The organism is Acinetobacter sp. CFCC 10889 (assembly GCF_003268395.1).
Classification (GTDB): domain Bacteria; phylum Pseudomonadota; class Gammaproteobacteria; order Pseudomonadales; family Moraxellaceae; genus Acinetobacter.
In genome coordinates this window covers 15874-28827 of record NZ_LQXQ01000021.1, presented here as the reverse complement: position 1 = coordinate 28827, position 12954 = coordinate 15874, and the positions used below count along the sequence as shown (strand labels likewise).

The 12954-nt window shown below is 35.3% G+C and carries 12 protein-coding genes; 2 read left to right on the top strand and 10 right to left on the bottom strand.

Going from position 1 to position 12954, the window contains the following annotated elements:
- Positions 1–140: 140 nt before the first annotated feature.
- Positions 141–971, bottom strand: a complete 831-nt coding sequence (locus AVJ19_RS09750; RefSeq protein ID WP_111859533.1) for a PhzF family phenazine biosynthesis protein — start codon at positions 969–971, stop codon at positions 141–143.
- 248 nt (positions 972–1219) lie between these two features.
- Here AVJ19_RS09750 and AVJ19_RS09745 point away from each other — a divergent pair, with 248 nt between their 5' ends.
- Positions 1220–1510 (top strand): hypothetical protein, encoded by a 291-nt coding sequence (locus tag AVJ19_RS09745; RefSeq protein ID WP_228203341.1) that lies wholly within the window; start codon positions 1220–1222, stop codon positions 1508–1510.
- 58 nt (positions 1511–1568) lie between these two features.
- Here AVJ19_RS09745 and AVJ19_RS09740 read toward each other — a convergent pair whose 3' ends face one another.
- On the bottom strand, positions 1569–2960 hold the full coding sequence (locus AVJ19_RS09740; RefSeq protein ID WP_111859532.1) for an L-cystine transporter: 1392 nt from the start codon (positions 2958–2960) through the stop codon (positions 1569–1571).
- 376 nt (positions 2961–3336) lie between these two features.
- Here AVJ19_RS09740 and AVJ19_RS09735 point away from each other — a divergent pair, with 376 nt between their 5' ends.
- Positions 3337–4524, top strand: a complete 1188-nt coding sequence (locus AVJ19_RS09735; RefSeq protein WP_111859531.1) for a YbfB/YjiJ family MFS transporter — start codon at positions 3337–3339, stop codon at positions 4522–4524.
- Positions 4525–4603: 79 nt separating this feature from the next.
- Here the strand turns inward: AVJ19_RS09735 and AVJ19_RS22880 are convergent, their stop codons facing one another.
- From AVJ19_RS22880 to rbtA, 8 genes are all read right to left on the bottom strand, one after another.
- A complete protein-coding gene (locus tag AVJ19_RS22880) occupies positions 4604–4843 on the bottom strand; it encodes a pentapeptide repeat-containing protein (protein WP_416240578.1) in 240 nt (79 codons plus the stop codon).
- A 140-nt stretch (positions 4844–4983) separates the two neighbouring features.
- Positions 4984–5472, bottom strand: a complete 489-nt coding sequence (locus AVJ19_RS09725) for a hypothetical protein (protein WP_162626578.1) — start codon at positions 5470–5472, stop codon at positions 4984–4986.
- Between the two features lie 91 nt (positions 5473–5563).
- Positions 5564–6487, bottom strand: coding sequence for a hypothetical protein (locus tag AVJ19_RS09720; protein ID WP_111859528.1), 924 nt, complete (start codon positions 6485–6487; stop codon positions 5564–5566).
- Positions 6488–6504: 17 nt separating this feature from the next.
- Positions 6505–7620 (bottom strand): toxic anion resistance protein, encoded by a 1116-nt coding sequence (locus AVJ19_RS09715; RefSeq protein ID WP_111859527.1) that lies wholly within the window; start codon positions 7618–7620, stop codon positions 6505–6507.
- A 9-nt stretch (positions 7621–7629) separates the two neighbouring features.
- Entirely contained in the window at positions 7630–8412 is a 783-nt protein-coding gene (locus tag AVJ19_RS09710; protein WP_111859526.1) for a tellurium resistance protein, read from the bottom strand.
- A gap of 191 nt (positions 8413–8603) precedes the next feature.
- A complete protein-coding gene (locus AVJ19_RS22525) occupies positions 8604–8678 on the bottom strand; it encodes a GlyGly-CTERM sorting domain-containing protein (RefSeq protein WP_228203344.1) in 75 nt (24 codons plus the stop codon).
- Complete coding sequence (locus AVJ19_RS09705) at positions 8666–11032, bottom strand: CSLREA domain-containing protein (RefSeq protein ID WP_228203340.1); 2367 nt, start codon at positions 11030–11032, stop codon at positions 8666–8668. The genes AVJ19_RS22525 and AVJ19_RS09705 overlap by 13 nt, the downstream gene beginning before the upstream one ends.
- A 14-nt stretch (positions 11033–11046) precedes the next feature.
- A complete protein-coding gene (gene rbtA / locus AVJ19_RS09700) occupies positions 11047–12894 on the bottom strand; it encodes a rhombotarget A (protein ID WP_111859525.1) in 1848 nt (615 codons plus the stop codon).
- Between the last annotated feature and the right edge of the window lie 60 nt (positions 12895–12954).

Sequence of the window (12954 nt, the reverse complement as noted above, 5' to 3'; positions counted from 1 at the left end):
TTTTTTTGAGAAATTTTAAAAACTTATAGATGACTTATCTTAGGAAAGACTGAAACAAATAAATAGTAATTTTTTGAAAAAATAGCCGTTTTTTTCAACGGCTTTTGTTCTATTCTTGCTACTCGAAGATTAATCTTAGATTAAAGGTAAATATCTGCCTGCATATACAGTTTGGCATAGCCTGAAATTTCAATACGATTTTCAGCCAAAATTTTGCAATACAGTTGTCCACCTCGTGCAGATGCTTGGTAAGCAATTAATTGATTTTTACCTAATTTTTCAGCCCATAAAGGTGCTAAACCTGTATGCATAGAGCCTGTCACAGGATCTTCATTAATACCTTTATGTGGTGCAAAATAACGAGCAACATAGTCATATTGATCAGATGCTGCCGTAATGCTGACATCAAGTTCATCTTCACAGGCTGTAATTGCTGTGCTTATTTTATGGCTTGCTGCTAACTTTTGGATAGCAACTAAATCAGGAACAGCATCAATGACGGCTTGTGCTGATTCAAGCACTAAAATAAATGCCTGCGCATTTTGATACACTGCTTTAAAAGGTTGATCAATCACATGATTTAACAATTCAGGATAATCAATCAGTGGCTGCGCTGCACGAATCGGAAAATTCATTTTGATCTTGCCATCTTCTGCCTGTTCAATAATAAATATTCCAAGATTTTTAACATGAAAATGAATGATTTTCGCTGATGTATAATCTTTAAAAAGCACAAATGCAGATGCTAAAGTCGCATGTCCACAAAAATCAACTTCAAGCACTGGCGTAAACCATCGAATTTCAAAATGACTGTCATCAATTTTCTTTACAAAAGCGGTTTCTGCTAAATTATTTTCTAAGGCAATATTTTGCATTAAAGCTTCGTCTAGCCATTCATCTAATACCAATACAGCAGCAGGATTACCCTTGAATAAAGTTTGAGTAAAAGCATCGACTTGATACATTTTCATTGTTAAGACTCCTGATTTTTACTTATTTTAAGGCAATTTAAAAATGAATACAGATACAATACTTTGTTTTAAATGGATACAGATCAAATCAGCAGCGGCTTAAAATCTATTGGTATAATCAGCCGATGCTTTAAATGGCCATCAATGTTATAACTTTTTATTGCTGGTTAAATAGAAGATATTTTATGAGAATCATCCATCATTTAATACCAAGTCTAATATTGAGTCTTTGCATATTCAGCCCCATTGTGCATGCTAAAAATACCACATGGATTGCAGGAACGCGTTATAAGGGGCAAGTCACGATCACTCTGCCCGATCAAACAGATTTGCTGTGGAAGTGCAATGGAACAGTCTGTCGTGTAACAGGTTCATTTGGCGAACATTTGTCTCTTGAAGCATGTCAAGGCTTGGTTAAGCACACAGGACTATTACGATTTTATAAAAATAATAAAGGTCAAATTTGGAGTTATAAATCTACTGAACTTGCACAGTGTAATTCAGTATATACAAAGAAAAGCATCAGTAAATCTCGATAATCAACTGATGCTTAACATGATAAATTGATCTGAAATTCAAGTCATTTTGACTCAGAATTTAACGATTTGATAATTCCAAATCTGCATCATTGGCTAAAATGGCTTGATCCGTTTGCCCCATAAATTGACTCGTGACCATACCCGCTGTCATTGAACCATTCACATTCAATGCTGTACGTCCCATGTCAATCAAAGGTTCGATCGAAATCAATAACGCAACCAAAGTCACAGGTAAACCCATAATTGGCAATACAATCAATGCCGCAAATGTTGCACCACCACCAACACCCGCAACGCCAATAGAACTTAGAGTCACGATACACAGCAATGTGAAAATCCACACAGGATCTAAAGGATTAATACCAACAGTAGGTGCAACCATCACAGCAAGCATGGCAGGATATAAACCAGCACAACCATTTTGACCAATCGTTGTTCCAAAAGATGCTGAGAAACTTGCAATCGACTCAGGAACACCTAAACGCTGTGTTTGCGCTTCAATATTTAAAGGAATACTGGCAGCACTTGAACGGCTCGTAAAAGCAAACGTTAAAACAGGCAGCACCTTTTTAAAGAAACGAATCGGATTAACCCCTGTTAAAGTTAAAATAATTGCATGGATTGCAAACATAATGGCTAAACCAAGATATGATGCAACAAGGAATCCGCCAAGATTAACAATATCAGCCATCTTAGAACTTGCTACAACTTTGGTAATCAATGCAAATACACCATAAGGTGTAAGTAACATCACCAAACGTACAAGTTTCATTACCCAAGCTTGTAAAGTATCAATTGCTGTAACAATGCGCTGCCCTTTTTCAGGTGCATCTTTGATCAGTTGAATACCTGCCAAACCTAAAAAAGTCGCAAAAATGACCACACTAATAATGGAAGTTGGATGTGCACCTGTCAGTTCTGCAAAAGGATTAGTTGGCACAAAAGAAAGAATAAAATCAGGCACATTTAGATCAGTGACTTTGCCTACATATTCAGCATTAATTTTGGCTAAACGCTCGGTTTCTTCTGTCCCTTGTACCAAACCTGCTGCACTTAAACCAAATAAATTGGTGACAAATACCCCCACCAATGCTGCAATAAATGTTGTTGTGAGTAATGTTCCGATACTATAAATACTGATTTTTCCGAGCGATGAAGCATCATGTAATTTGATCACAGCACTTAAAATTGAAACTAGAACCAATGGCATCACCACCATTTGTAAAAGTTTTACATAACCATTACCTACAATGTTAAACCATTGAATAGATTCAGCTAAAATTTCAGGTTGCGTACCATATACCCAATGTAGACCTAAACCAAAAACCACACCTAAACACAAACCTGCAAAAACCTTTTTGGCTAAACTCCAATCGGTTTTTCGAGTTTGTAAAAGTAAATAAATGAGAGCTAAGAATATTAAAATATTCAAAACGAGTGGATAATTCATTTAATTTTCCAAAATTTCGTACTGCTCTATTATATGGCAATTCAGCTGTAGCCATGATTGTTTAGCACTTTTATATATAAAAGCGTATTTTTTATCACCATACTAATGATTTGATATATCAGTATATTCTCTCTATATCTTAAAAAATGCTAAACATTGCTGAAAATAAAATAAACCATGAAAAAAATCACACTCAAAAATCAAACATTCGTCTCATATTTTCCTTTATTTGAAAATAACAATATTTTTCACATAATAAAGTATCTACTCACTCACAGCATGAATATATCCAAAATAAATAATGATTATTACTTGCCAAGCGCCACTAAGAGATTTAGGGTAAGTTTAAAGATTGACCAAAAGATAAAAATAGCACATGGATGACACTCGTATTAGTAAAATTAAGCTCAGCCTTTTCCTGTGTTTAAGCACATGTTTAGGCATCGGTTTATTACGCTTTTCTTATACCGCCCTTTTACCTTCAACCCGTGAAAGTTATGAATGGACAGCCAACTTTGCCAGCATTTTGGGCAGTGCCAATTTACTTGGTTATTTAATTGGTGCTTTTTTGGCAATGAAATTACCACAAAATCAGAGTATGGCAAAATATCTACTCTATGCTGCATTTATAGGAACGATTAGCCTATTAAGTTGTGCCTTTGCCGAATTTCCAAACCTTTGGTATATTTTTTGGCGCACCATTTCAGGGATCAGTGGTGGCTTGCTCATGATTCTTGCACCCAGTGTAGTTGTTCAGTGTTGTGCTGCGGAAGACCGTTTAAAGATTAATTTTATTGGCTTTAGTGGCATTGGCATCGGGGTATTATTGGCAACCTTATTTATGCCATTTTTAGATCGGATCTTGACCCAAACTGCATGGCTGATTTTATTTGCATTTGCATTTTTAATCTGCCTGATTTTATTATATTTACTTAATATTTTTAAAAGCCATTTAAATAACATCCAAGCACCCACACAACAAGCTAATGTGGTTGATGGAATGTATATTTGCTTATTGATCGTATATGCAAGCAGTGCTTTTGCCTATGTACCGCATTCATTATTTTGGATTGATTATTTAAAAAACACCTTAGATTTAGACCTCTATCACATTAATTTTAACTGGATTTTATATGGTACAGGCAGTGCTTTAGGTGCTGTGACAGCTTATCTATGTGCACGTAAATTTGGGCATTTTAGCGCACTGAAAATTTTATATAGTGCTTATGTCATCGCCATTATCATTGCTGTACTCGATATTCATCCTATTTTTACCTATACCTCCTCATTTTTTACAGGTCTGTTGAATCCTGCAGTGGTGTTTTTGACTTCATATACCATTATGCATTTATATGGCGTGGCGTATAAAAAACTATGGAGTATTGCGACTTTATGCTTTGCGTTGACACAACTGATCGGTGGTTTATGCTTTAGCGCTTTGCAACATTTTGGTGTGTCTTATCATCAACAGTTTGTTTTGGCTTCGGCAGTTTTGTTGTTGGGAACAGTGCAGTTTTTTGTTTATAGTTTACGAAGTGCTGTACCTAAATATGGGCAGCGTTAAGATATTTTCTGATCCAAAAGTATTTTAAATGTGTAGGAAATATTGGTTCTATTTCCTACACAAAATCTAAATCAAGCCGTTAATTTACATGACAATTCACAAAATTTGTTTTGCTGATTTGCATATATTTCATCTTACAATTCTCAAAAATACAATTTTCAAAATAGCAATCATTGATCATCAGTGTAATCATATTCGCAGCAATAAAATGGCAATTTTTAAATTTTGACTTCGCAATAAAAGCACCCCGTAAATTGGTATTCACCCACGTAAAACCTGTTAAATTCAGGTATTTCAATCTTACTTGATGTAAATTCATCGCATTAAACTGGTATTTTCCAATAAACACATAACTTCTAAAATTTTGTTGAAACATAAAGTCATATGTCATTGCTTAACTCCGATTCATCTGCTCATTTTTAACTTTGATAAAGTATTGTTATTCAATCATTTATGCACTTAGTCTAAGTGATAATCACTCTGTACAATTTCAGGATCAATATCTTGCAGCAAATCTGCAAACAATCCCTTCTTTAAACAGGCATTAAAATCATAATATGTGTTCAGCATTAAAGTATTTAAACTCGCCTGTAACAACTCAAACGTTGGGATATGCAAAACTTTTGAGAACACAGCTGAATTACGTTTTTTACTTGTAATCCCTTCATTAATCACATACAGATCAATTTCATAACTTAAATCTACAATTTTATTCTCTACATATTCAGGATAAGAGCTTACCCAAAGCGTAACTTTATAATTTCCTGTGTATTTATATTCAGCCAAAAAAACATTATAACTTAGATAACTTTCCGTCATTTCAAAGAGTTCATTTTCGTCTAATGCATTGATCACATCAAAAGGCACTTGGATCAAATGATTTTTAGCAATCGCCCAACAACTCGGTACATTTAATGAAATCAGGGTTTTATAAAATTCTTTGTTCATACTTTTAGTATTAATTTTCTCTATTTTCAATAAATAATTTACATACAAAAACCCGCAAATTTTGCAGGTTTCCATTCATATTATCAAAAAATTATTCCAAATGAACTTGTCGTTGAATACGAATCACACGCTGCTTAAATCGTTGCGTTAAAGCATACAACACCAAACTCAACAGCAAAAATAGGGCTGAAATGGCAAATAAAATCTTTTGAATCATCGCTGACCAATACTGTGCATTTTCAATACGAGGCTGTAATTTTGCAGTACTTGCTGTAACGGATTTTCCATAAATCGCATGTTGCATCGCCCACAGCTGCTCAGATTTAAAACCATATTCAAAAAAATGCGGATCTGCTCGTTCAGCTTGAACCAATTGTGCAACATACGCCGTAGCAGCATCTTGATCTTGCGGTTTATGTAATAAAGCCGCTTGCCCTAACAAATAGGCTTGCACAGGTTGCGCAGTTTCAGAGCGCTGTAAATATTGAAAAATATGACTTTGTTGAATATTACGATCATAATGTACCAAGTCTTCATAGGCAGATTGCTCATTGTCATTCCAGTCATATTGCACATAAGTCAAAGCTGACCACAACACAGCAAAAGCAATTAACCAAGCAACAAACTTTAAAATAAAAGACTGAAAACGTACTAAAAAAAAGCGGAATTTCTTTAAAAATCCAACAATGAAAAATGCACCAATAAATGACACCACAACTTTAAGCAATAACCACCCAAACCATGAGAATAAACTCATTAAATAATTTGGATGATCAATATAAGCTTGTAAATTTTGATCGACACTCAAAGGAATATGTAACTGAGAAATATTTTGCGTCAAACCTAAAAAATGAAAAACCACATCCTGCTGAATAAACAAACTTAAACTTGTAGCAATAAACAATGTACAACTCAACACAGTCAAGGTGGTTAATTTACCCTGACGTTGTTTTAAACGTGCTAAACCTGTTGTTAAATCTGCCGACTGCACAGGATAGTCATTTTTAAGTGACAATATGTTCTCCTAAACACTTAAGAAGAATGAGTATTTTCCAAAACCAATTGCTTCAAATTACTTTGTAAGGCACGAATTCGCTCAGATGCTTCCTCACGTTTTTGTACACCCTCTTTTTGGATTTGAATCACATCATTTACAGTTTTAATGAGGGTATTTTGCACATGTTCAAGGGTTTCAATATCAATTACTGAACGTTGATTGGCTTTGGCGGTATCCACTGAGTTTTGATGCAACAAATCAGCATTACGCTTTAACAAATCATTGGTTGCATCATCAATAGTATTTGCCAGTTGTACACTATTCCGTTGTTCATGCAGTGAAATCGCCAAACTAATTTGGTTTTTCCAAGCTGGTAAAGTAATGTTTTTTATCGCATAAAACTTATCAACTAACATCATATTATTCGATTGGATAATACGAATCATCGGCAAAGTTTGCATCGCTGACTGTTGGAGTACTTGCAAATCACTGACCCGTTTTTCCAGATTATTGGCTAAATGATTTAAGTCATAAATGCGTTGATGCGTCTGCTGATCTTGTTCTTGTGTCGTTAAGGTTGAAATTTCATGTTGTAATTCTTGCTGCTTCAGTTTACCAGCTGCAACATACACACCCAATTGTTTATATTCATCTTGCACCGCAGCAAACATTTTATCTAAAGTTGTGACTCGTGCTTTCAAGCCATTTTGCGAGGTTTCAATCTCTTTGACCAAACTTTCGATCTGCTCTTTGGTAGAATTAAAATGTTGATCAAAACTTTGTTTCGCACCTTTAAATTTACTTAAAATGCCACCAAAAAATCCTGAACTTTTAGATTGATTTAAAATACTAGACGTATTTAACTGTTGCGCAACTTGTACCACTTGGTTCAGTTTTTGACCCGTAGTATCAAGATCTTTATTTTTCACCAAGTCTAACAATTCATCGGTATAAGATGATGTTTTAGTTGCAATATTTTTCCCATACTCAGCCACTGCATGATGGTCAATATTCAACAATTCTTTTTGTGCATTCAACACTTCATGATAGTCATCCGCACTTAAACCGATCTCTTTGAGGCTAAGTTGCTCAAAACACTGTTGTAAGTCTACCGAAGATTCAACAATGACATTTTTATCTAATTCAGTCATAACCCTACCCTATTTTTGCTCTAATGATTTTTTCAATGAGGTGATCAATTTCTCACGACTTTGGTCAAGTTCTTGTACAGATGCCATCGACTGTTGCTCTGAGTTTTGCTTTAAATGATATTGCCAAGCAGGAATCAACACCTGCTGTGCTTCTTTAAAACGATCCATCAAACTGAGTGACAATTGTTGTGTCAGTTGCATTTGTGCCAAAGCAATATCATTACTGGCTTGTAACGTTTCTAAAGTGTTAATTTTTTTAGATAATCGTTCTTCAAAATTATCTAAAGGATGTCTATTTTTAACAAAGGCAGGATATTCACCTAAAAACTCTTGTGCGGCACGAATATATTTCGCCATTTGTTCCCGAAAACCGAGTGCTTGCTGATAACGTGCTTGCGATTTTTGGATTTCAATTGCCATTTTTTGATTTAAATAATTGGCTTCCTGAATCAGACTATCTAAATCTCTAAAATATTTAACTTGCCCTGCACTAAACTCTAAATCTAAACCAAGCCATTTTTGTAAAGCATTGAACTTACGCTGTTTCAGCTTTTTCTGCGAATTTGAAAGTTGTTGAATAATTTGTGCAATGACTTGACTCAGTTTCTGTGTTAACTGAGTATCCACACCATTAAGTAACACGGATTGTGCCTGAATCAACTGATCTGCATACAGATTTAAACGGCTTTGGTTATCTAATAACGGCACCAAATCATTGCGTTTGATCGACAATAAATCCTCAGGATCTATCTGTATATGCTGTAAAGGTGTCAATGAAATCAATTGAGTCATGGTAAAATCATATAAAAATTATACATCTATGTTATGGGTGGCAAAGACATAAAATACAAGTCTTATGCAAACTTATAATACAATTTTGATATTTTAAATATAGAAATATGTAAACGCTTATTTTTAGACAGCTTATTTAAATCATCACCAAGAAAAAACCAGTGCGAACACTGGTTTTAAATCTCTTTTTCTTATTTAGCACGTTGGTCTTTATAACGGCGATACCCTGCTAGACCCATTAAACCAAAGATGCCTAACCAGCCCATCGCACCACCACCGCACTGTTACGCACACCACTATCAGATGTAGCACTATTCTTTATATTGACAGTCGCTTCATTAGAAATTTTGCCATCTGCATCATAAGCTGCATAACTAAATTTATAACTGAATGGATCTAAAGTATTTTTATACTGGACAGTAATTTTACCACCATAACAAGTATATAAACGATCTTCGCCAGGACATGGTCCACTACGCTCAGCACTGAATACCAATGGATCAACTTTTTTGGTAATACGAATCGCTAAATCTTGTCCATTCTTATTGGTATAATAAGCCAACTTGTTCTTGGACTTTGGATCAGTCAACGCACTCACCAAACCATCACCATCATCATTGACATAATTGAGTAAATCAACCGTGACTTTCATATCTGAGCCAGCTTTCACCGCAAACTCAGCATCTTTAGCAATTGGTGCAATATTACTAAATGTCGCTAATATATATGCAGAAGAGGTTTTACTCGGATCAGTTTTAAGCTTTAACGTATATTGACAGAATTCTTTATCACCTGTAGGTGTGATATTATCATCTATACGCCACATTTTAATCAAACCCAAACTTGCATCCCATTCACACTTTAAATCAGTATCAGGAATAATCGTTTCCACATTTTCAGAAATATTACCAATACCTTTTGCTTTGGCTTCTACGATATAGTTATCCGCATTTAAGTGTTTAATTTCACGCCCACCATTCGCAAGAGGGACTTCATGCGGTAAATTTGCTATAAATGGATCAAAGAAAATCGTGCGATATTTTTGTTTGGTTTTAATATTTGCTAGATTTTCATATTTGGCTTGTTCAGCTTTATAGTAGGGTAAATACTCAGCTTTGGTGGTTTTGTCTGCAATCAACGACTTAAATTTATCTGCATAACCTTTATATTGATCCAATAAAGCAACAACAGAACCATTTGCAAGTTCTGCTTTAAATGCTGTTAAACGAACAATTTCTGTCGAACCAATATCACATGAGTTTGATTTATCTGATGTTTTTGATTCATCTGTATCTACACGTCCTATACCACGCTGATCATAGCCACTACATGAGAATAATTTAGTATCAATCAGGCTAGTCGAAGCTGTTGTATTTACTGGGAAATACAAAGGCATAAAACCTGTATATTGCGATGCAGGTTGTAAAGTACTTAAAACTGTTGAAAATGCTGCTGTACTCAAATCTACTGAATCTTTCACGACATCTGTTGCAACTTTTGCAGGTAATTCACAGCTTGAATTTGCACTGCTTGCCGATAATGCCAAAGCATTTTTTTCCAAAGTTATGCTTGGTTTTTCAACTGTTGCTAAATCGTTCCCTGCATAACGACAAGATTTACCATTTCCATTATAAGCTAACACATTAAAACTTAATATCTTATTTCCTGCGACATTATATAAAAAGGTCGTCCAAGCCGAATTTTTAACAATGGTATTACTAAGTAGTGTTATGGCAGATAAAGTACTTAAATTAACATTACCCTGTGGTGTTACATCACTAAATTGGATAATGCTACCACTATTTGGATTTGCCGTATTTTCAGTGATGGTGTTGGTGGTAAATTTTGCTGTTGGCTGACCACAAAATGCAAACGTACTATTACTGCTTGCAGCCCCATTATTCAAAAAAGTTGCACTTGAAATATCAATACTACGTTTTGTGTCATTTAATTGATCACTACAGGTCATTGCCAATATACTACCCGTAACCGCATTATTTTTTTGGTAGATACCACCTACTATAGTTAAACTACTATTTGCACCATTCAAATAAATCGCACCACCCGTTTGACTATTTGAATTTTCAATCGAAACATTATTTAAAGTTGTTGCACCTCCCAAATACAATGCACCACCCGCATTGGTTCGTGCATTTTTACTTGAACCATTGATTAACTTTAAATTATTCAACGTTAATGTTGGTGCATTGGTATGATTGGTATTAAAAATACGCGATAGTCCCTGCGCATTAATCGTTGTCTTGAGTGCTGTTAACGCTGGATACTCATTAGTCAATACATCCTTTTTGGTATAATCACTCGGTTCTTTACCTACAATGCTAATCGCAGCAGTCGGTTGTAATTCAGAATTGAGCTTATACTCACCCGCCTCTAACTGAATCACATTGGTTACATTACTTTGCAGTTGACCTTTATTACACCCCCCAAAATCTTTATGGGTTGATGCGGCAGTAATCGCCTCACGCAAAGAACATTTATCTGTATTTTCACCATTTTCATCTGCAAATGTAGTGACATAAATGGTTCTGTCTTCTGCCGCCATCAAAGACATTGTCGATAAGACCGCTAGGGCTAAAACCCCTTTTTTATAATATTTCATCACTCATTCCTTTGTTATTTTTTAGTTCTACGTAACCCAATTAATCCAAATAAAGTGAACAATGCAATTACACCTACGCCACCACCTGAAGTTTTCACCTTTTTATCTTCAAAAGTATTCACAGGTGCTTGTACTACACGTGCATTAATTGCAATATAAGGTTCAGTATTGTCACTGAAATAAGTTGTAGAAGTGATAACTTTTAACTGAAACTCATCTGAACCATGCCAATTACCATTTGGTACATAGGTAATATCACCATCTTGAGTGATTGTTAATTTTCCTTTCGAAGGCGTATTGGTTTGTACAATTTTCAAACAACCCGGTTTCCAAGTACTACCATCCGTTGGTTTACCAAATAATGCCGTACACTGTGCAGGTGTTACTAATTCGCCATCTTGCAACTGATCAGGTAGGTCAAACTTTGCAGAACTACCATTTTCAATGTTTGCAGAAAGACTGAATTTAGCAACGCCACCATAAGAAATATCTTCACCAACAGTAGTATTTGTACTGGTATCGACTGACAATTCAATTGCACCACGATCACATAATTTGCCATTGTCTGGACGTTTGGTACTACGCTGGTCCATCACACATGCCAACACATCACTATTTTGTGGACCTTTATTGACAATTGGAGAGTCTGCTATGGTTTTATAGCTTTCGATTAAGCGCGGCTTAAAGAAACTAATCACAGATTCACCAAGAGGATTGTATGGACATAGAATCCCCGTTGAACTGAGATCACATTTACCTTCTGTCGTTTTCCCAGCAATCAAAGTTGTATTTCCTAAAGCCTGTGCTCCAGTACCACCACAACCTACAGAATATAAATTATTACTGATTTGATTGGCTTCACCACCAGCAACGATTTTACAGTCTTGTGAACCATTTTTTGCCAAAATGCTATTGGCAACATAACCTTTCTTATTCGGTGCATTCACCACCAAGCCCATGCTATTTAAAATCATAGTCGCATTGATGACTTGCATATCATCTAAAACTTTGATGATATAGCCTTTATTATTAAAAATAGTACTACTAAAGATACCACGTGTAAGCGTAGAGGCAGATAGATTTTTACTCACCTCAGCACTAAATGGTGCTTTTGCTTCAAATAATGATGAACTACTATCTGTCACTTCGTTATCACGTACGACAGACTGAGCAATCACAAACTGAGGGGCTTCACTATAAACCACACCACCTTGTGCCGCTTTATTGCCTTTAATTAATGATTTTTCAATACTCACGACACTCCAGTTGAAATCTATACCTGGAACGCCTGCATTATAAATCGCACCGCCTTGACTTGCAGTACCATTTAAAAGCCGTGAGTCTGTAATTGACAATATTTCATTGTTATAAATTAAGCCACCTTGTGTTTCGCAACGACTTGCGCCACAACCTTGCAAAGTCAGCTCAGAAAGATTAACTGAAATTTTTGCCTTTTTCTCAACTTCAGTCTTATCTGTCGCTAAAGCAACTTTTTTAATATTAAATAAACGGTGATTACCTGATGCTTTAATTATGGCATTTGACAAACCAACTTGGCTCGCTGTATCTGTGACCGTAGTATCATAAACTGATTTGATATCAACACTTTGTGCAATCGAAATCTGACTTTTCAAAAGATATTCTTGTTTACCCTTAAGCTCGATAATCGCATTTGATTCTTTGCCACCACAGCCATTCAAACCTGCTTCTGGCATGCCTTTATTGACATATTCAATTGCTTCACGAAGGGAACATTGGTCATCAGCTTTCACAACATCTTCTGTTGTTGTTACTGTAATATTTGCACTAAATGCATGACCACTAATACATAATAATCCTAAGCCTATGCCCCGTTTGAGCATTATAGTCTCCTTGATTTCTTTTAATTATTTCTTATAAGCCAGCATAAAGCTTTGCTAACA